Source organism: Streptomyces sp. NBC_00829, from assembly GCF_045161795.1.
Lineage (GTDB): Bacteria > Actinomycetota > Actinomycetes > Streptomycetales > Streptomycetaceae > Streptomyces.
Genome location: NZ_CP108867.1, coordinates 5,129,756 through 5,146,852 on the forward strand (window position 1 = coordinate 5,129,756; position 17,097 = coordinate 5,146,852).

The 17,097-nt window shown below is 69.9% G+C and carries 19 protein-coding genes and 1 pseudogene; 13 read left to right on the forward strand and 7 right to left on the reverse strand.

Annotated elements, in window-relative coordinates; all coding sequences use genetic code 11:
- Positions 1–46: 46 nt before the first annotated feature.
- Positions 47–1,045 (reverse strand): CHRD domain-containing protein, encoded by a 999-nt coding sequence (locus OG293_RS22615; protein WP_406000600.1) that lies wholly within the window; start codon positions 1,043–1,045, stop codon positions 47–49.
- A 194-nt stretch (positions 1,046–1,239) separates the two neighbouring features.
- On the opposite strand from OG293_RS22615, the gene OG293_RS22620 reads away from it, so the two are divergent.
- Positions 1,240–1,731: a hypothetical protein gene (locus OG293_RS22620; RefSeq protein WP_406000601.1), complete on the forward strand. Its 492-nt coding sequence runs from the start codon at positions 1,240–1,242 to the stop codon at positions 1,729–1,731.
- 256 nt (positions 1,732–1,987) lie between these two features.
- On the opposite strand, the gene OG293_RS22625 is transcribed toward OG293_RS22620, so the two are convergent.
- A complete protein-coding gene (locus tag OG293_RS22625) occupies positions 1,988–2,635 on the reverse strand; it encodes an excalibur calcium-binding domain-containing protein (protein ID WP_406000602.1) in 648 nt (215 codons plus the stop codon).
- Positions 2,636–2,850: 215 nt separating this feature from the next.
- On the opposite strand from OG293_RS22625, the gene OG293_RS22630 reads away from it, so the two are divergent.
- From OG293_RS22630 to OG293_RS22640, 3 genes and pseudogenes are all read left to right on the forward strand, one after another.
- The gene (locus OG293_RS22630) at positions 2,851–3,258 is read left to right on the forward strand and encodes a hypothetical protein (protein WP_406000603.1); all 408 of its coding nucleotides are present in this window, start codon (positions 2,851–2,853) and stop codon (positions 3,256–3,258) included.
- Entirely contained in the window at positions 3,231–3,803 is a 573-nt protein-coding gene (locus OG293_RS22635) for a hypothetical protein (RefSeq protein ID WP_406000604.1), read from the forward strand. The genes OG293_RS22630 and OG293_RS22635 overlap by 28 nt, the downstream gene beginning before the upstream one ends.
- A gap of 354 nt (positions 3,804–4,157) precedes the next feature.
- A pseudogene (locus OG293_RS22640) lies at positions 4,158–4,486 on the forward strand (DUF6879 family protein); the annotation flags it as partial.
- Here the strand turns inward: OG293_RS22640 and OG293_RS22645 are convergent.
- A complete protein-coding gene (locus tag OG293_RS22645) occupies positions 4,468–4,647 on the reverse strand; it encodes a DUF397 domain-containing protein (protein WP_406000605.1) in 180 nt (59 codons plus the stop codon). The pseudogene OG293_RS22640 and the gene OG293_RS22645 overlap by 19 nt on opposite strands.
- Before the next feature lie 2 nt (positions 4,648–4,649).
- Positions 4,650–5,531, reverse strand: a complete 882-nt coding sequence (locus OG293_RS22650) for a helix-turn-helix domain-containing protein (RefSeq protein ID WP_406000606.1) — start codon at positions 5,529–5,531, stop codon at positions 4,650–4,652.
- 185 nt (positions 5,532–5,716) lie between these two features.
- On the opposite strand from OG293_RS22650, the gene OG293_RS22655 reads away from it, so the two are divergent.
- Positions 5,717–6,382: an ATP-binding protein gene (locus tag OG293_RS22655; RefSeq protein ID WP_406000607.1), complete on the forward strand. Its 666-nt coding sequence runs from the start codon at positions 5,717–5,719 to the stop codon at positions 6,380–6,382.
- Positions 6,383–6,557: 175 nt separating this feature from the next.
- Positions 6,558–7,661, forward strand: coding sequence for an MrcB family domain-containing protein (locus tag OG293_RS22660; protein ID WP_406000608.1), 1,104 nt, complete (start codon positions 6,558–6,560; stop codon positions 7,659–7,661).
- Positions 7,662–7,720: 59 nt separating this feature from the next.
- Here OG293_RS22660 and OG293_RS22665 read toward each other — a convergent pair whose 3' ends face one another.
- Positions 7,721–8,728, reverse strand: a complete 1,008-nt coding sequence (locus OG293_RS22665) for an SEC-C metal-binding domain-containing protein (RefSeq protein ID WP_406000609.1) — start codon at positions 8,726–8,728, stop codon at positions 7,721–7,723.
- A gap of 174 nt (positions 8,729–8,902) precedes the next feature.
- Here OG293_RS22665 and OG293_RS22670 point away from each other — a divergent pair, with 174 nt between their 5' ends.
- From OG293_RS22670 to OG293_RS22685, 4 genes are all read left to right on the forward strand, one after another.
- Complete coding sequence (locus OG293_RS22670) at positions 8,903–9,688, forward strand: class E sortase (RefSeq protein WP_406003683.1); 786 nt, start codon at positions 8,903–8,905, stop codon at positions 9,686–9,688.
- A 181-nt stretch (positions 9,689–9,869) separates the two neighbouring features.
- A complete protein-coding gene (locus tag OG293_RS22675) occupies positions 9,870–10,190 on the forward strand; it encodes a DUF6412 domain-containing protein (protein WP_406000610.1) in 321 nt (106 codons plus the stop codon).
- An 88-nt stretch (positions 10,191–10,278) separates the two neighbouring features.
- Positions 10,279–11,016, forward strand: coding sequence for a YidC/Oxa1 family membrane protein insertase (locus OG293_RS22680; RefSeq protein WP_406000611.1), 738 nt, complete (start codon positions 10,279–10,281; stop codon positions 11,014–11,016).
- 124 nt (positions 11,017–11,140) lie between these two features.
- Positions 11,141–12,001 (forward strand): fumarylacetoacetate hydrolase family protein, encoded by an 861-nt coding sequence (locus OG293_RS22685; RefSeq protein ID WP_406000612.1) that lies wholly within the window; start codon positions 11,141–11,143, stop codon positions 11,999–12,001.
- 209 nt (positions 12,002–12,210) lie between these two features.
- Here OG293_RS22685 and OG293_RS22690 read toward each other — a convergent pair whose 3' ends face one another.
- The gene (locus OG293_RS22690; RefSeq protein ID WP_406000613.1) at positions 12,211–12,726 is read right to left on the reverse strand and encodes a heme-degrading domain-containing protein; all 516 of its coding nucleotides are present in this window, start codon (positions 12,724–12,726) and stop codon (positions 12,211–12,213) included.
- A complete protein-coding gene (locus OG293_RS22695; protein WP_406000614.1) occupies positions 12,723–13,820 on the reverse strand; it encodes a Gfo/Idh/MocA family oxidoreductase in 1,098 nt (365 codons plus the stop codon). Before OG293_RS22695 ends, OG293_RS22690 begins: the two co-directional genes overlap by 4 nt.
- A 71-nt stretch (positions 13,821–13,891) precedes the next feature.
- Between OG293_RS22695 and OG293_RS22700 the strand changes: the two genes are divergently transcribed.
- The 3 genes from OG293_RS22700 to OG293_RS22710 all read left to right on the forward strand — a co-directional run bounded on the left by OG293_RS22700 (position 13,892) and on the right by OG293_RS22710 (position 16,937).
- A complete protein-coding gene (locus tag OG293_RS22700; RefSeq protein ID WP_406000615.1) occupies positions 13,892–15,004 on the forward strand; it encodes an ROK family protein in 1,113 nt (370 codons plus the stop codon).
- 139 nt (positions 15,005–15,143) lie between these two features.
- Entirely contained in the window at positions 15,144–16,142 is a 999-nt protein-coding gene (locus OG293_RS22705) for a hypothetical protein (protein ID WP_406000616.1), read from the forward strand.
- Positions 16,143–16,172: 30 nt separating this feature from the next.
- Positions 16,173–16,937, forward strand: coding sequence for a GntR family transcriptional regulator (locus OG293_RS22710; protein WP_406003684.1), 765 nt, complete (start codon positions 16,173–16,175; stop codon positions 16,935–16,937).
- Positions 16,938–17,097 lie beyond the last annotated feature (160 nt).

A 17,097-nucleotide genomic window follows, 5' to 3' on the forward strand; every position in this document is an offset into this window, starting at 1 on the left:
CCGAGCCTACGCAGTGACGGCGGCGGAGCAGGGAAAGGGCCCCCGGTCAGTGGAAGAGCTGCCCGCGGAGCGCACCGTCGGGGAACTCGGAGGTGTGGATGTTGGAGTAGTAGTTGTGCGGGGTGGCGCGAACGCGCTCGACCACGTCGGCGTTCTGGCCCTCGAACTTCCCGGAGACCGCGAAGATCCCGTCCGGCACGGGCCGGTTGAAGAAGGTGAAGACGATATCGCCGTTCTTGCCGAACCTCCCCTTGTGGATATGGCCGTTGGTGGGGGCCTTGATGTTGATCCAGGCGAGGGAGTAGCCGACGGACGTGCCCTTGGGCTGGAGGAAGGTGACCGCGTGCCCGTCCGGGTCGCCCACCTTGGACGCGTCGTTCTTCGGAACTTCCTGGTCGCCGTTGGAGAGCGCCCGCAGCTTGCCGCCCTTGATGATGTCGAGCGGGTTGATGTTCTTGTGGAGCGGCGTGAGCTGCCCTCGTACGGCTCCGCCCGGGAACTCGGCGCTGTGCAGGTTCACATAGAAGCCGGAAGGGTTCTTGCGGATACTGTCGGCCAGTTTGGCGTCGGTGAGAGCCACCTGCCCGGCCGCCGATGTCACGGAGTCGGGCATCGCGGTACCGAAGAGCGGGACCTTGACCGCGCCGTTCTTGCCGCTCGCGCCCTCGTGGATGTGCCCGAGGCTCGGCGTGAACCCCTTCCACTGGAGCGCGAAGGTGACGCGGTCGCCCTTCACCTTGACGAGGGCCAGCGCCTTGCCGTCGGGGTCGTTGACGGCGGGGCCGCCCGCGACGGGCACCTCGTTGGCACCGGAGAGGTGCGCGGCGAAGGTGAGAGCCCGCCCGCCGGACGGCTTGGTGAAGGTAGCGGCGTCGGCCGTCGAGCCGCTCGCCCCGTGCGCGTCATGGCCGGCCTGTCCACTGTGACTGTCGTGACCGGCAGGGCTGTTGTGAACCTCGTGACTCGCGTGCGCGACCGCCGGAGTAACACCGGCAACACCAAGCACAATTGCGGCCGCGGTAACAGCGAGATAACGCTCCTGCATTGTTTCTGTCCTCCCGTTGGAACCGGCCTTCTTCATGGGCCGGTCGTGATGAGGTACGCGTCCTGGGCGCGGCTCGTTCAAAGACAGATTTCTTTTAATTCGATTGAACCGGCGGTCATTTGACGCCGTACAACCAGGTGCGGGAACGACCATTCGCGCGACCCGCACCCACACACAAAACCGGGGGAACGACCATGCCCAGGACCCGCACGAAAACTCTGCTCGCCGCCCCGCTGCTGACGGCGGCGCTGCTCACCCTGGCCGCCTGCGGCGGCTCGGCCGACGCCGCGAAGGACGACGACGCCAGGCCCGCGGCGAAGCCCGCTCAGGCCGTCTCGGCCAAGACGGCCGACTCGGAGCTCGGCAAGATCCTCGTCGACGATTCGGGCCGTACGCTGTACGGATTCACCAAGGACAAGCCCGGGGCGAGCGCCTGTGACGCCGACTGCGTCGCGGTCTGGCCGGCGCTCACATCGGCGAAGGACGTCAAGGCGGGCTCGGGCGCCAACGCCGGCCTGCTGACGGAGACAAGGCTCGGCGAGGGCGCGGAGCAGGCGACGTACTGGGACTGGCCGCTGTACTACTACGCCGGGGACGCGACGCCCGGGGATGTGAACGGGCAGGGTCTGGACGGCGAGTGGTTCGTCATCGCGGCGGACGGCAAGCTCGTCAAGCAGGCGGTCTGACGGATCGCACGGAGGGGAAAATTAATCCGCCTTTCATAAAGCCGGATTCCGCTTCCGCTTCTCGTTCCGCGTCCCCTCCGCTCATTGGCTCGAATTGCACATCCGAATTCACGGCGGCACGGCCCGGGAAAGAGTCGCAATGCCCCGGCGTGCGAGGTCCGCGCCGCCTCTGACGGCCGTGCGCCTCCGCCACCTCCGGCGTCCGGCGCCGGGCGGCCCCGCGCTCACCTCACTCGCTCAGTGGCGCCCGCGCTGCCTACTCGCAGCCGACGCCGTCCCCGTCCAAGTCGAGGTGCGGCCCGTAGCCCGGGTCCCCGGCGTGAATGGGAACGGCCCCCGCGGCCTGTACGGCATCGCAGTTCGCATACGCGACCTCCGTCTGCGCGGAAGCCTTGGGAGTGGATGAAGGCACGGCCACGGTGATCCGCACGACGGCGGTCTCGGACAGGGGCCGGCCCGCGGTCACGTTCACGCGATACCTGAACTCGTCCTCACCGGCGTACCCCGCGGCCGGCCTGTAGACGACGGTGTTCCCGTCGACGGTCGCGGTCCCGTGCGCGGGCGGGGCGCCGACGGAGACGCTGAAGTCCGTGTCGTCGAGCACCATCTGCACATTGCCGCCGGTTCCGTCCCCGAGAGTGACGGTGTCGTTGCTGAGCACCTTCACGACGATCTCTTTCCCGGTCTCGGCGCTCTGCTGGTCGTCGGCGAGCTCGAGTACGCCCTGGGCGGTCGGCGTGGGCGTGGCGGACGCGCCGGCCGTATTCCCGGCGGCGGCGGATTTGGCGTCTCCGGCGGTCTCGGCCCCACAGGCGGTGAGCCCGACGACAGCCATCACCGCACCGGCTGCTGCCACGGCGATGCGTCCATGCGTACGTATCCGGGTCGTACGTATCCGGGTCATGTGTCCCCCAAGGCCTGCGGATCCGAGCTGAGAGGGCTGAGCATGACATTCCGGTTACCCGGTGTTGCTCTGACTGCGACCTTTTGTGGCCGAGTTGTGATGATCGTGTGCGAATACTGACGCTGAGTGATCGGTGTTGGGTGGGCGCTTCTATGGAGAAGGCGAGTTCGCGCAAGTGTGGGTAGGGCAAGCCGGGCCGAGGGCACGTCTCGCGTATGCGCACCGTGACGAGCAGGATGATCAAGGCCCAGGACCGCCTGGCCACCACCCGCCAACTGACCGAACTGGGATGCCCCACGTCGACCATCACCAACCGCTGCGGACCCGGTGGTCCATGGCAACGCGTGCTGCCCCGCGTGATCCTGCTCCAGACGGGCGTGCCGAGCCCACGCCAACGCTTACGCGCGGCCCTGCTGTACGCCGGCGAGGGAGCCCAGCTCACGGGAGCCGCGGCACTGACGTTGTACGGAGTCCGCGCCGCGGGCCCGCAGTCCCGGGTGGGCCCGGTGGACGTGCTGGTTCCGGGCGGCCGTAACCCACGGAGCCGCGCGTACGTACGCGTCCACCGCAGCCACCGCCCTGCCCCCGCCTGCCGGTGGAGGGCCTGCCCTGCGCCCGCCTGACACGTGCCGTCACGGATGCGATCCCCTCCCTCACCAGCGACGACGATGTGACGGCCCTCCTGGCCGAAGTCATCCAGCGCGGCCGTTGCACCCTCGCCGACCTGACGACGACCCTGCGCGCCTCCCACCGCGCGAGCGACCCGCGGGTCGCCGCCGCGCTCGACGGCCTGACGGCAGGCATCCGCTCCACGGCCGAATCCACCGCCCGCCACGTCCTGCGGTCCGCGTCGCTCCCGCCCCCGCTCTGGAACCGCAACCTCTACCTCCTGGACGGCACCTTCCTGGCCCGCCCGGACGCGTACTGGCCGGACGAGGGCGTGGTACTCGAAATCGACTCCCGGGAGTGGCACCTGAGCCCGGCCCTCTGGGAAGGCACGATGTCCCGCCGTAACCGCATGACGGCCGCGGGCTTGATTGTCCTGTCGGCGTCCCCGTCCCAACTCCGCTCCGGTGCGGTGGAAGTAGTGACGGCCCTACGCGCCGCCCTGCTCTCGCCCCGTTCCGGATCCCGCCCGGCGGTACGGGTGGAAGAGGAGGCGCACTGACGGGGCGCGGGCGGCGGCTGGCCGCGAGGAAGCCGCCCGGCCGCGGGCTGCCCGGGTGCGGGTGCGGCGGCCTGCCCGGGGCGGACGCACAAGTCTCCAGCGCCGTGGCCTGCCTCCGGTTTCCGGGCGATCGAGGGCTTCGTATACCGAGGTGCCCGCCAAACGGGACTCCCGGTACGGGACCCGGGGGCGAGCCCGTGAATCGCCTGGCCGTCACCCGATGGCGAGCCGCTCCGTTCGCAGGAGAGCGTGGTTGGCGAAGAGGGCGTCGAGACCGACCTCGCGGTTCAGGTCGGCGGTCCACCGAGCGCCGGGCAGATCGCGGTGGCTGGGGGCCCGGGCGATGCGGGCCCGGCCTGGTGGCGGCCATGGCTGGACCTCATGGTCGAGACGGTGACCCGCGGTGTTGCGGTGCGGCGAGCGCGCATCGTGTCAGAGCCAGTGAGTGAGTACATCCGCTACGAGCACTCGGGCGCGTTCACCAACGTGGCGGCCGGGGAGCAGGTGCGCTGGAATCACTTCTCCGGCGACGGCTCGTCCATGGGCGGGAGGTCAGTGAGGACTCGGCCGCCGTGAAGTTGTGCGCTGATGCGTTCGAGGCGGTGTGGTCGCAAGCCATCCCGCACGACCGATACGAAACCCGCTGGCGGCGGCTGCGTCCCACTCAGCGCCCGGTTATCTGACGCACGAGCTCGCCCCACGCGCTGGCAGCGAACTGTACAACGGGTCCGTCCAGCACCTTCGAGTCGCGCACTGCCACGGTGCCGACAAGGTTGGTCGCTACTTCGACGCACTCACCGTTGCCGCTGCTGTAGCTGGACTTAACGAATTCGAAGGCAGGCATGGTCACAACTCCTTGCGGATGCTCTCGATGAGGGCGCGTGAATCATGCTGCGCCAGCGAGAGCCGGGCGATGCGGTCAAACAGAGTCCCATGGTGAGCCGCATCCTTCTCGCTCTCCAGCCACAGCGTAGATGACGTCGTGTCCATGTAGACCACGTCCATCGCGCCGGAATCCGCGAACGAAACGATGTTGAACGCGCTGGTCATCCCGGGATGGGCGCCGGCCAAGCACGGCATTACCTGCAGCTTCACGTGAGGTAGCTGTGCGGTACGGATGAGGTGGTCGAGTTGGGCTCGCATGACATCGCGCCCGCCTACGAGTTGGCGCAGCGCTCCCTCGGCGACGATGGCCCAGATGCGTAGCGGCGACTCGCCAGTGAGGCGCGATTGTCGGGCGACCTTGGCTTCCACGAACCGCTCGATCTCGTCCGGGTCCTCCCATGTGGCGCTGCCGATAGCCAGTGATCGCGCGTAGTCGGGCGTCTGGAAGAGGCCTGGTACGAAGGCCAGTTGCCACGTTCTGACGGACGTTGCGACGTCCTCCAGGGCGACGTATTCGACCAGGGAGCGGAGCTCCGGGTACTGGTTCCACCATCCGAGTGCTTTACGTCGATCCCGGTCCGTTGCCGCCAAGTTCAGCAGGTGCTGCATTGCTTGCGGATCCTCGGCGCCGTACAGCTCGCACAGGGCGCGGATGTCAGGGTCCCGCATAGGAACCCATCCGCTCTCCATCTTGGCGACTTTTCCTGTGGAGGCGCTCAGCGCCTTGGCGGCCTGAGTCTGTGTCAACCCCGCTGCCGCACGGAGTGTGTACAGCTCGCCGCCGAGGCGGCGTCCGAGCACTGTGGAAGCGCGGTTGCCCTGCGGTGCCTGCTCTTGCCTCACGCCATGCCCTCCTTGGATGCACGCACAGTTTGTGTCTGGTCGCAGAGCGCTCGCAACCACGATGGGTGTAATTTTCCCCGAGCGAATTGCACTCACAGTGGTCGTGGTCCTACGGTCTGTGGTGAGCGGCGTGCTGTGTGGCGCCAGTTCGGGCCGTGTAGCTCTGGACTGGGAGGCAATCCGAAATGATCTACGCGAGTGACCGGGTACGACGTAAGCCTTGGAGCTTGGCCTTCGAGGCGGAGCCTCGCGAGGTTGCGGGCCTGCGCAGGGTGTTGCGGCTGCACCTGACGTTGTGGGGCCTTCCAGACCTGGTCGAGTCGGCGCAGATGTGCGCCACAGAGCTGACCTCAAACGTGATCAAACACGTCGGGGTGGGCACGCCAGTCAAGCTCGCGGTTTCCATGAACGGCACCCGGCTACGTATCGAACTGCACGACCCGGACACGCGGGCTTTGCCCACGCTGCTCGGCGCGGATGGCGAGGCGGAGTCGGGGCGCGGAATGACGCTCGTTGACGCGCTTACTGACCGCTGGGGCGTGATCCTTCGGGAGGACTCCAAGGTGGTGTGGTGCGAGTTGCTCACGGACCTCACCGGTCCGGGCGGTCACAACGGTGGCCCGCGGGGGACGAATACCGAGGTGTCTCACCCGGTCTACGGTGCGGCTTGCCACCCGCGGTCGTTCGGGTCGGGCCGCCTGAGCGCGGCCCTCGCGGAGGAGGCGGCGATCAACCTGATTGCCGACCTTCTTCACTGGCTTCGGGCTCACGGGTGTGATCCGGACGAGGCGCTGGATCGTGCGCAGACACACTTCGAGGGGGAACTCGATGAGGCTGGCTCCGCCAAGTGAACTTGGAGTGATGTTCGTTTCGTCCTAGCCGATTGGGCTCCAATGGGCTTTCTCCGTCGACTGGCGCGACGCATCCACGTGCAGCCGGAACTGAGCCGTGTCGGAGTGCCGGAAGCCTGACCGATTCTGGTCGTAAAGCGATCATGGGCGGGTCGAGGGTGTCTAGTGTTTGCTCATGGACATACGTGACCTGCTCCTCCAAGTGGCCAGTACGTACGACCGGACGGCCGGGACGACGCGGGGCGTAGGTGCGCAGGATCTGCTTCGAAGCGTGGGGCAGCGCAGCCTGGCCCTGCCTCCTGGCTACGTTGCGAGCGGGTATGGCGGTCAAGGGAGTGCCAGTAGCACTCCCTGGATTGGCGTCTTCGATCCTGATGTGTCTCGCGACCCCAAGCAGGGCCTCTACCTGGCCTACATCTTTAGCGCTGAACTGACCGCTGTGACCCTCACGCTCCAGCAGGGTATGACTCTGCTGGAGAAGAGGTTCCAGGCTAGAAGAGACCTCAACGCGCACTTGGAGCAGCGAGCGGCGCTGCTCCATAGGGTCCTTCCAGAGAGGTTGGCGAAGGACTGGCGCTGCCGTCCTTCGTTCCGTGGAACGGGTTGGCGACCTGCGGCATATGAAGCTGGCAGCATCGCGGCGCGGCGCTATGACATCGCGAACATGCCTGAAGAGGTGGCGCTCCGCGAGGATTTGAGCCAGGCGGCCAGCCTCCTGCAACGTGCCGCAACCGCCGAAAGGCTCTGGTGGTTCGAGGATCAGAGCAAGCTGGAAGTGGAGTATCCAGACGGCGGCCATGGTACGAAAGACCCGCTAGACGGCTTTCGGCCGAAGAGTAGCGACGACTACATCGCGAACATTGCTGCTAGGCAGCAGGTCAAGAAGCGCTCGCACGAGGCGTTGATCGCTACCTTCGGGCGGTACATCGTCGACCGGGGGTATGTGCCAACAACGGTCGGCATGCACCCCAAGGACCTTGTCCTGCGACGCGAGGGTGCAGGGGGCGAGCGGGGCGACGAATGGTTGGTTGAAGCCAAGGTGGTGTCCAAAGGCAACCCCACCTCAGCCGTTCGAGGGGCCGTAGGCCAGCTATTGGAGTACAGCCATTTTCTGTATCGCGAGCGCGGCCTTTCGCGCCCGCACCTGCTTGGCCTGTTTACCGAGGACATCGGGGTTTACGCCCCATATTTGGAAGACCACGGCATAGCAGCAGTATGGCAATCCGAGATCGGTTGGGCGGGATCGGCCTCTGCGCTAACAGCGGGGCTGGTCAGCTAAGAGGAGCGGTTAAGCCGCTAACTGGGCGGATGCCGAGGGCATCCGCCCAGTTAGCGGCCTCAGATCTCGTCCGTGCCGTGGCAATCCCGGTACACCCGCCCCGACCCGCACCAGCACCCCGCCCCCCTCGACGGCGGCCACGCCATCGCCCTGCCCCTCGCCGCCAGGGTCGTCGCGTACTGCGGCAGCAGGTCCGCGTTCGACGGCGACGACTGTTCCGAGGCCGCGAACGCCTCGTACGACGGGACCGTGCCCGTCACGATGCCCAGGTTCTCGGTGCCCGTGGCCGCCAGGTCGCGGAGGGAGGCTTCCAGGTCCGTCAGGTGGGCCTCGTGGGTCGGGTATTCACGTTCCAACTCGGGGTAGGCCGCGAGCAGTTCGTCCAGCTCCGGCTCCGGCCAGTGCAGGACCGCCACCGGGAACGGGCGGGAGAGCGCCGAGCGGTAGGAGCCCAACTCGGAGCGGAGGCGGGCGATTTCGGCCTGGAGTTCCGCGGGGTTGTCGGAGCCGAGGGCCCACAGGCGCTTCGGGTCGTGGAGTTCGTCCAGGGAGATGTCGCCCGGGTGAACCCGGTCCGCGAGGCCGTCCCACTCGTCGTGGGGGAGGCCCAGCAGGCGGCGGACGCGGTGGCGGCCGGCCAGGAGGGACTTGGTCGGGTACGGGACGTCGTCGTCGCCCGCGGGGAGGAGCAGCGTGAGGGCGGTGCTGAAGCAGTCGTGGGAGGCTTCCAACTCGTCGTGGGACTCCAGAGTCTCCGCGATGATCTCCCACGGGGCCGCGTCCGTCGGGGCCGCCGTGCGGATGCCGTTGATCAGGGCGCGTGCCTCGGCCTCATGGCCGTACTCCCAGAGGTTGGCCGCCTGCAGCGCCTTGATCAGCAGGGCGTGCTCGGGGTCGGACGCGAGGAGGCGGTCGTAGAGGGACGAGGCCTGTTCGCGGTCGCCCGCCAGTTCCAGGTGGGCCGCGGCTTGGAGGAGCAGTGACTCGTGATCCTCGGGGTACTGAGCCGCGGTACGCAGCAGGCGCTCGGCTTCGGCGATGTGATCGGCAGGCGTGTCGGGGCGCATGGTGGACACCGTACTGCTGTACGGCGGTTCGGCGGGATGAAGCCGAGATGAGGGCTGGTAGGACTGCCGGCACCGAGCCGGTGGGAGAGCGGATGCGCTCGCCGGTGCGAGCGGCGGCGTACGGCTCTGGAGACTTCGGCGGACAGCCCCTATCGTGCGCGCGTGCGGGAGCGAATGGCGGTCGTGGCGCAGGGGCCCAGCGCGCGAAGGCGGGCCAGGTTCGCCCGAGCGCTGTGGGCGGGCGCCGAGGCCACCGTCACCGTCGGGGTCGTCGTGCTGCTGCTCGTCGTCCATCAGCTGTGGTGGACCAACCGGCAGGCCCGCGAAGGCGCCCAGCACAAGGTCCGGGCCCTGGAACGGGAGTGGGCCGAACCACGCGGGGGAGATCACCCCGAGCAGGGCGGGGCGAGTGACGAGGCTGCGGGTGAGGTCCCCGCCGGTGGGAGCGGGACCGGGGGGCCGCGTCGAGATCAAGGCGCCCGGCCGAGAACCACCCCCCGCTGGGACCAGGCGTACGCCGTCCTCCGCATCCCCCGTCTCGGCGTCGTCGCGCCCGTCGCCCAGGGGGTCGGGAAGAAGGGCGTCCTCGACAAGGGATACGTGGGGCACTACCCGGGGACCGCCCAGCCCGGCGAGGCCGGGAACTTCGCCGTCGCCGGGCACCGCAATACGCACGGTGAGCCCTTCCGCCACATCAACCGGCTACGGGCCGGGGACGAGGTGCGGGTCGAGACGCGCGAGGCGATCTACCTCTACGTAGTGGACAAAGGCGTGGCGCAGACCTCGCCCCGGGACACCGGCGTGATCGCCACCGTCCCCCGCTCCACCGTGCAGCCGTCCGCCGGGTACAGCGAGCCCGGCTACTACCTCACCCTCACCACCTGCACGCCCGAGTTCACCTCCACCCACCGGCTCGTCGTGTGGGCGAAGCTGACGTCGATGCGGCCCCGGACGGGGTGAGGAGGCAGGGAAGCCGGTCAGGGAGTGGGAGACAAGAGGGAGTGGGAGACAAGAGGGAGTGGGAGACAAGAGGGAGTGGGAGACAAGGGTGTACTTGGGGGCGATTCCGGGCGCCGGAACCATCGTGTATAACGGCTGAAGAGTTCCCGCAGTGTGAAAAACCGAGCTGAGAGGAGTGGGCATGGGCAAGCGTCGACCGCTGCGGTCGTTCCGCCCCGCCGCGCTTCTCCTGCTCCTCCTCGTCGAAGTCCTGCTCATCGACGGCGGCAGCCTCACCGCCGCGGTCGCGCTCGCCGCGACCGCCACCGCGGCCGCCGGCTCCGCTCTCGTCGTCTGCGCAGTGATCAGCGCGCGCTGCGCTCCCGCGGTGCCGCGCACGCGGGTACGCACCGCGATCCGCGACCGGGAGCAGCGCACCGCGTTCCTGCCACAGCGTGATCCTGACGCGAAGGGGCGTACCAGGCCCCGAGCCCCCGGCCGTGCCCTCCTGACGGCCGCGTAGGGGCACACCTCTTCTCACCCACCCCCTCGCGGGTCGTCATGCCGACATCTCTCATTCCGGCACGACGAGACCCTCGGAGGGCTCACCCATGTCCGTTTTCGCCAGCCTGGTCGCATACCTTGCCGACCTGCTCCAGCCGCTCTTCCACGCCTCGGCCACCGCCGCCGCGATCGTCGTCTTCACCGCGCTCGTACGGCTCGCCGTCCACCCCCTCTCGCGGGCCGCCGCCCGCGGTCAGAAGGCCAAGGCCCGGCTGTCGCCGCAGATCGCCGAGCTGCGAAAGAAGCACGGCAAGAACCCCGAGCGCCTGCAGAAGGCCATGATGGAGCTGCATGCCAAGGAGAAGGTTTCGCCCCTTTCCGGATGCCTGCCGAGCCTGCTCCAGTTGCCCGCGTTCTTCCTGATGTACCACCTCTTCTCCAGCGGGAAGATCGGCGGCGAGCGGAACGGCCTGCTCGCGCACACCCTCTTCGACGCACCGCTCGGCGGGCGCTGGACCGACGCGCTCACGCACGGCGGGGTCCTCGGCGGGGCGGGGCTCGTCTACCTGGCGCTGTTCGGGATCGTCGTCGCCGTCGCGACGTACAACTTCCGCCGTACGAAGCGGCAGATGGCCACCTCGCCGCTCCCCGGGCCAACCGCTCCGGGGATGGGCGCGATGACGAAGATCATGCCGCTGCTCTCCTTCTTCACCCTTTTCACCGTCGCCGTCGTGCCGCTCGCAGCCGCGCTCTATGTCGTCACCAGCTTCACCTGGACCGCGGTGGAGCGGTCGTTCCTCTACCGGGACATGCCGGTCGCGGGGGCGCTTGCTACCGCCGTGTAACGGTCCAGGTTGTGAACGGGTATTGCGGATTGATCCGATGTCTTGGAGGATCAGCCAAGCCTACGATCCTCCCGATGGCCGCTACCCATCGGCCGGGCTCACACTCGACCAGGGGAGATTGACCATGAAGCTGCTGCGCGTCGGCCCGGCGGGCGCCGAGCGACCGGCCCTGCTCGACCAGGACGGGAACACCGTCCGGGACCTGTCCGGCCTTGTCGCGGACATCGACGGGGACCTGCTCGCGGACGCCTCGGCCCTTGCCCGGATACGGGCCGCGGCGGACGCGGGTGACCTGCCTGCCCTAGAGGCCGACGGCCTGCGCATCGGGGCGCCGGTCGCCCGGATCGGCAAGGTCGTGTGCATCGGACTGAACTACCACGACCATGCGGCCGAGACCGGCGCGGACACCCCCGCCGAGCCGGTCGTCTTCTTCAAGGCCGCCGACACGGTCGTCGGGCCGAACGACACCGTGCTGGTGCCGCGCCGCAGCCGCAAGACCGACTGGGAGGTCGAGCTCGCGGTGGTGATCGGACGTACGGCCCGCTATGTGGACGACGACGAGGACCCGCTGGCTTATGTCGCCGGGTACGCGGTCGCCCACGACGTCTCGGAGCGCGAGTTCCAGATCGAGCGCGGCGGCACGTGGGACAAGGGCAAGAACTGCGAGACGTTCAACCCACTGGGCCCGTGGCTCGTCACGGCGGACGAGGTGCCGGAGCCGCAGGCGCTGGGTCTGAAGCTGTGGGTCAACGGTGAGCAGAAGCAGAACGGCACGACCGCGGACCAGATCTTCCCGGTGGCGGAGGTGGTGCGGTACGTGAGCCAGTTCATGACGCTGTACCCCGGTGACGTCATCAATACGGGAACGCCGGCGGGGGTGGCGCTCGGGCGGCCCGAACCGAAGCCGTATCTGCGGGCGGGGGACGTGGTGGAGCTGGAGATCGAGGGGCTGGGGCGGCAGCGGCAGGAGTTCAAGGACGCGTAGGCGCGTTTCGGCTGGGGCTGGGGCTGGGGCTGGGGCTGGGGGTGGGGGTTGGATCGGGGGCGGCGGTGCGTCGGCGCGTTCTCAGCCTGTCCGGCGCTTGAGGACGGACCCGCGCCAGGACGCCCCGAGGCCACCAACCGGCCGCCGCCCCGCCCCGCCGCCCCGTCGAACCACCCGCAGGCCAGGACGCTGCCCGGTCGGCGGGCCCGTTACGTGGCGATGAAGCGGTCCAGGGCCTCCACCACCATCGCGTGGTCCTCCGCCTGCGGCAGGCCCGAGACCGTGACCGTGCCGACCACGCCCACGCCCTCGACCCGGATCGGGAACGAGCCGCCGTGGGCCGCGTACTCGTCCGGGTCCAGGCGTGAGGAGTCCTCGAACGTCGTGCCCTTCGCGCGGAAGCGGGCCCCGACGAGGTACGAGCTCTCGCTGTAGCGTTCGACGACCCGGCGCTTGCGGTCGATCCACGCGTCGTTGTCCGCGCTCGATCCCGACAGCGACGCGTGGAAGAGCTGCTGCGTCCCGCGGCGGATGTCGATCGCGACCGGCGCGTGCCGCAGATGCCCCATCTCGACCAGCATGCTGCCGAGGGCCCAGGCGTCCTCGTTGCTGAAGCGGCGCAGCGTCAGCCGGTGCTCCTGCTCGACGATCTCGTCGACCGTGAGCGGTGCCGCGGGCGCGGCCGGTTGGGAAGGGGCCGGGGTGGGAGTGGGAGAGGCGTTCATACGGCGACCTCCACGGTGATGCCTTCGTGGGCGGAGCGGCGCGCGGCCTCCAGGACGTCCAGTGCCGCGGCTGCCTCGTCGGCGGTGACCGGCGGGGGCGTACCGTCGCGCAGGGCTTCGGCGATCGCCGCGTAGTAGGCCGGGTAGTCGCCCGGCACCGTCTCGACCGGGAGGCCGCCGCCGGTCAACGGGGACTCGCCCGCGCCGCGTCGGCCCCAGAGCTCCTCGGGTTCGACGCCCCAGGCGCCGCTCCCGGTGCCGCCCGGACGCCGGCCCTCCCGGAGGTCCGCCTCCTGCGGGTCCAGTCCGTACTTCACATACCCCGCAGTCGAGCCGAGCACGCGGAAACGGGGGCCGAGCTGGGCGGCGGTGGCGCTGACGTACAGATGGGAGCGGACGCCGTTCGTGTGCGTGAGCGCGATGAAGGTGTCGTCGTCGGTCTCGGCGCCCGGGCGGCGCACATCCGCCTCGGCGTACACGCGCGCGACAGGGCCGAACAGGGTCAGCGCCTGGTCGACGAGATGGCTCCCGAGGTCGTACAGCAGCCCGCCGATCTCCTGCGGGTCGCCCGACTCGCGCCAGCCGCCCTTGAGCAGGGGCCGCCAGCGCTCGAAGCGGGACTCGAAGCGCTGGACGTCACCGAGCCCGCCGTCCGCTATCAGCTTCTGGAGGGTGAGGAAGTCGTTGTCCCAGCGGCGGTTCTGGAAGACGGAGAGCAGCAGGCCGCGCTCCTCGGCGAGGGCGGCTAGGTCGCGTGCCTCGGTGGCCGTCCCGGCGAGGGGCTTGTCCACGACGACGGGGAGTCCGGCCTTCAGCGCCGCCGTGGCGATCGGGACGTGGGTCTTGTTGGGGGAGGCGATGACGACGAGGTCGAGCTCGTCCGCCCGCTCCCACAGCTCGTCCGGCGAGGCCGCGAAGCGCACATCGGGGAACTCCGCGCGGGCCTGCTTCTGCCGCTCCGGGTTCGAGGTGACGACCGTGTCCAGGGCCAGGCCCTCGGTGGCGGTGATGAGGGGGGCGTGGAAGACGGAACCCGCCAGGCCGTAGCCGACGAGTCCGACGCGAAGGGGGGAGCGGGTGCCGGAACCAGTCATGCTTCCACTTAAGCAACGGTGTTGCCAAAGTGCAAGCGCAGGGGACAATGGGTGGGTGAACAGGAGGGTCCGTGAACAGGGGTATCAGGGATATCAGAGGCATCGGGAGCATCAAGGGCGTTACGGGAGTGAATCTGCCTGCCCTGCGCAGCCATAACGCGGCGCTGGTACTGGATCTGCTGCGCACGGCGGGCGAGGGCGGCATCAGCCGGATCGAGCTGGCCGACGGCACCGGGCTCACCCCGCAGGCGGTCAGCAAGATCACCGCGCGGCTCCGGGACGAGGGTCTGGTGGCGGAAGCGGGCCGCCGCGCCTCCACCGGTGGCAGGCCCGGCACGGCGCTGTGCCTGGTCCCCTCGGCCGGCCACGCGGTCGGGCTGCACCTGGACCGCGACGAAGTGACGGCGGTCCTGCTGGATCTGGCGGGCACCCCGGTGGCCGTCGGCGCCGGACCTCTCGACCTCGGCGCGGGGTCGGAGGCGGTCGTCGAGAAGGTGGCCGCGGAGGTGGAGGCGCTGACCGGGGGAGGCGCTCGCGTACTCGGCGTCGGAGTCGCCATGCCCGGGCCGCTCGATCACGGCACCGGCGTCGCCCACCGGGTCACCGGGTTCCCCGCGTGGGACGGATTTCCGCTGCGGGACGCTCTCGCCGCGAGGCTCGGGCTGGGCGTCGTCCTCGACAAGGACACTAATGCCGCCGCCCTCGGGCTCGCGCTCCGCGGGGCCGGGGAGTCCTTCGCTTATCTGCACCTCGGCACGGGCCTCGGCGCGGGGCTCGTGCTCGCCGGGGCCCTCTACCGCGGGGCCAGGACCGGCGCGGGGGAGTTCGGGCATCAGGTCATTCAGCTCGACGGGCCGCCGTGCGGCTGCGGCAGGCGGGGGTGCATCGAGGCGCTCTGTCTCGGAGCCGTCGGGGCCGGGGATCTCGACCGTGCCGCACGCGTCCTCGGCGTCGGTGCCGCGAACCTCGTCGAACTGCTCGACATCGACCGGGTACTGCTCGGCGGGCGGATCGTGGCCGCGGACCCGGAGCCCTTCGTACGCGGCGTCGGCGAACGGGTCCGCATCCCCGTGGCCCTCGCCGAAGGAGCCGCGCAGGTCGTCGCGGAAGGGGCCGCGCAACTGGTCCTCGCCCCGGTCTTCGGGCGGGCCGAGGCGGCCTCGGCCGCACCGAAAATAGGCTGATAGGGCTGATTCGTAGGGCTGATCGGGCGTATGGCCCGCCGACAGGCGGGCCGAGCCACGCGCGCGGGGCAGGTACGTGGTGCACGACCGGGCGATCCCCCCGGCGGGTTCGTACGCAGCCGAGCAGCAAAGGTCCCTCATGCGACTGCGCAATGCCCTCACCGTCGGCGTCACCGCAGCCACGCTTGCCCCGGCGGCGCTCACCGGGACGGCGGCGGCTGCCCCGGACTCGGCCCCCGCCGGAACGGCCTCCTTCGCCCACGCCCCGGCGGCTCCGCCCTCCTCCGCCCACGCCCCCGCCGATGCCCAGGTCGATGCCCAGGTCGATGCCCAGGTCGATGCCGGTGCCCAGGCCGATGTACACGCCCCCGCCGGTGCCCAGGCCGATGCCCACGCCCCTGCCCACGCCGATGCCCCGGCCGCGGCGCCCGCCTCCGAGCCCGCGGCCTCCGCCGCCCTCGGTGCGATCGCGCGACCGGCCGTCGCCCCGATCCCCGTGCGCCCCGGGGGCCAGCAGCCCACCTGCGGCAAGGTGTCCGACCCCGACTTCCCGATCGGCTCCCGCATCCACGGCGGCCCGACCGTCCACCACCCGGGCGGAGGCTTCGAGGAGTGGTCCGTGGAGCTCGCCAACACCACGGGCGAGAGCTGCCGCAACATCCATCCCGTGATCGTCTTCACCGGCCGCGACCCAGGTCTCACCCCGGCCCGGCTCATCCTGGAGTTCTACGACGGCGACGCCGGCGCGTGGCGTCCCGTCGCCCTGGAGACGACCGCCGAGGACGAGGTCGTCGGCGCGTTCGACGACGGCTTCCCCGGCTATGTCCTCCCCGCGGGCAAGTCCCTCACCGTCAGAGTCCGGCTCGCCCTCGCCGACGACACCCCGCCCAACCAGGTCACGGTCAACGCCGCCGTCGTCCAGCGCAAGGGCGACGACGGCGACTGGGTCGGCGAGTCCGACGACTACCGCTTCGCCGTGCTCGACGACGACGGAGCCGCGGCCACCGTCACGATCCACGAACTCGCCTCGACCGGCACGGGGTCCCTGCTCCGCCTCGGCGCCGCGGTCGGCGTCGTGCTGCTGGGCGGCGGAGTCCTGGTCCTGGCCCAGCGCCGGATGCGTCCAGGCCGACGCTGACCGTTCACATACGTGTGCGAGCATCACTCGGTGGACTATCCGAACGACCAGGCGCCCGGCGCCCCCGTCCGCTCCGGCATCCCGGAGCACGGCCGCATCCCCAAGTACTACGCCGTCAAGGCCCATCTCTCCGTGCTGATCGAGGAGTTGGGTGAAGGGGGACTGCTGCCCACCGAGCGCGATCTCGCCGTACGGTTCGAGGTCTCGCGCGAGACAGTGCGTCAGGCGCTGCGCGAACTCCTGCTGGAGGGGCGGCTGCGCCGTCAGGGCCGCGGAACGGTCGTCGCCGGCCCGAAGCTGGAGCAGCCGCTCTCGCTCGCCAGCTACACCGAGGGTGTACGCCGCCAGGGGCGCAGGCCTGGCCGTGCGCTGATCAGCCTCGACCGCTTCCCCTGCTCCGACGCGCTGGCGGCCGACATCGGCGCCGAACGCGGTGAGCCCGTATGGCACATGGAGCGCGTGCTGCTCGCGGACGACGAACGCGTCGGCCTGGAGAGCACGTACGTCACGGTGGCCCGCGTGCCGCACCTGGACGCCGACTTCGATCCCGACTCGTCCTTCTACGCCTATCTGCGCGAGCGGCTCGGGATCTCCTTCGGGGACGCGGACGAGCGGATCGAGACGGTGCTCGCGACGCCGCGCGAGGCCCTGCTCGTCGGTACGCCCCCCGCCCTGCCGATGCTGCTGCTCCACCGGCTCTCGCGGGACACCTCGGGCCGGCCCCTGGAGCGGGTCCGCACGCTCTACCGCGGCGACCGCTTCAGCTTCACGACGCATCTCGGGAACGGCGGCTGAGCTCCGCCGGCGCCCGCTGACTCCGGCTCGTGCCCGCTGACTCCGGCTCGTGCCGGCTGGGCTCCGCGAGCGCCCGCTGACTCCGCCACGTGTCGGCTGGGCTCCGCCAGCGGCGGACGGCACTCGCAGCGGCGGGCCGACTCCTTCGACCGCCGGGCCG

Coding starts and splice junctions, on each gene's coding strand:
- OG293_RS22615 (WP_406000600.1), bottom strand. CDS start 1,045: ATGCAGGAGCGTTATCTCGCTGTTACCGCGGCCGCAATTGTGCTTGGT.
- OG293_RS22620 (WP_406000601.1), top strand. CDS start 1,240: ATGCCCAGGACCCGCACGAAAACTCTGCTCGCCGCCCCGCTGCTGACG.
- OG293_RS22625 (WP_406000602.1), bottom strand. CDS start 2,635: ATGACCCGGATACGTACGACCCGGATACGTACGCATGGACGCATCGCC.
- OG293_RS22630 (WP_406000603.1), top strand. CDS start 2,851: ATGCGCACCGTGACGAGCAGGATGATCAAGGCCCAGGACCGCCTGGCC.
- OG293_RS22645 (WP_406000605.1), bottom strand. CDS start 4,647: ATGCCTGCCTTCGAATTCGTTAAGTCCAGCTACAGCAGCGGCAACGGT.
- OG293_RS22655 (WP_406000607.1), top strand. CDS start 5,717: ATGATCTACGCGAGTGACCGGGTACGACGTAAGCCTTGGAGCTTGGCC.
- OG293_RS22660 (WP_406000608.1), top strand. CDS start 6,558: ATGGACATACGTGACCTGCTCCTCCAAGTGGCCAGTACGTACGACCGG.
- OG293_RS22665 (WP_406000609.1), bottom strand. CDS start 8,728: ATGCGCCCCGACACGCCTGCCGATCACATCGCCGAAGCCGAGCGCCTG.
- OG293_RS22670 (WP_406003683.1), top strand. CDS start 8,903: ATGGCGGTCGTGGCGCAGGGGCCCAGCGCGCGAAGGCGGGCCAGGTTC.
- OG293_RS22675 (WP_406000610.1), top strand. CDS start 9,870: ATGGGCAAGCGTCGACCGCTGCGGTCGTTCCGCCCCGCCGCGCTTCTC.
- OG293_RS22680 (WP_406000611.1), top strand. CDS start 10,279: ATGTCCGTTTTCGCCAGCCTGGTCGCATACCTTGCCGACCTGCTCCAG.
- OG293_RS22685 (WP_406000612.1), top strand. CDS start 11,141: ATGAAGCTGCTGCGCGTCGGCCCGGCGGGCGCCGAGCGACCGGCCCTG.
- OG293_RS22690 (WP_406000613.1), bottom strand. CDS start 12,726: ATGAACGCCTCTCCCACTCCCACCCCGGCCCCTTCCCAACCGGCCGCG.
- OG293_RS22695 (WP_406000614.1), bottom strand. CDS start 13,820: ATGACTGGTTCCGGCACCCGCTCCCCCCTTCGCGTCGGACTCGTCGGC.
- OG293_RS22705 (WP_406000616.1), top strand. CDS start 15,144: ATGCGACTGCGCAATGCCCTCACCGTCGGCGTCACCGCAGCCACGCTT.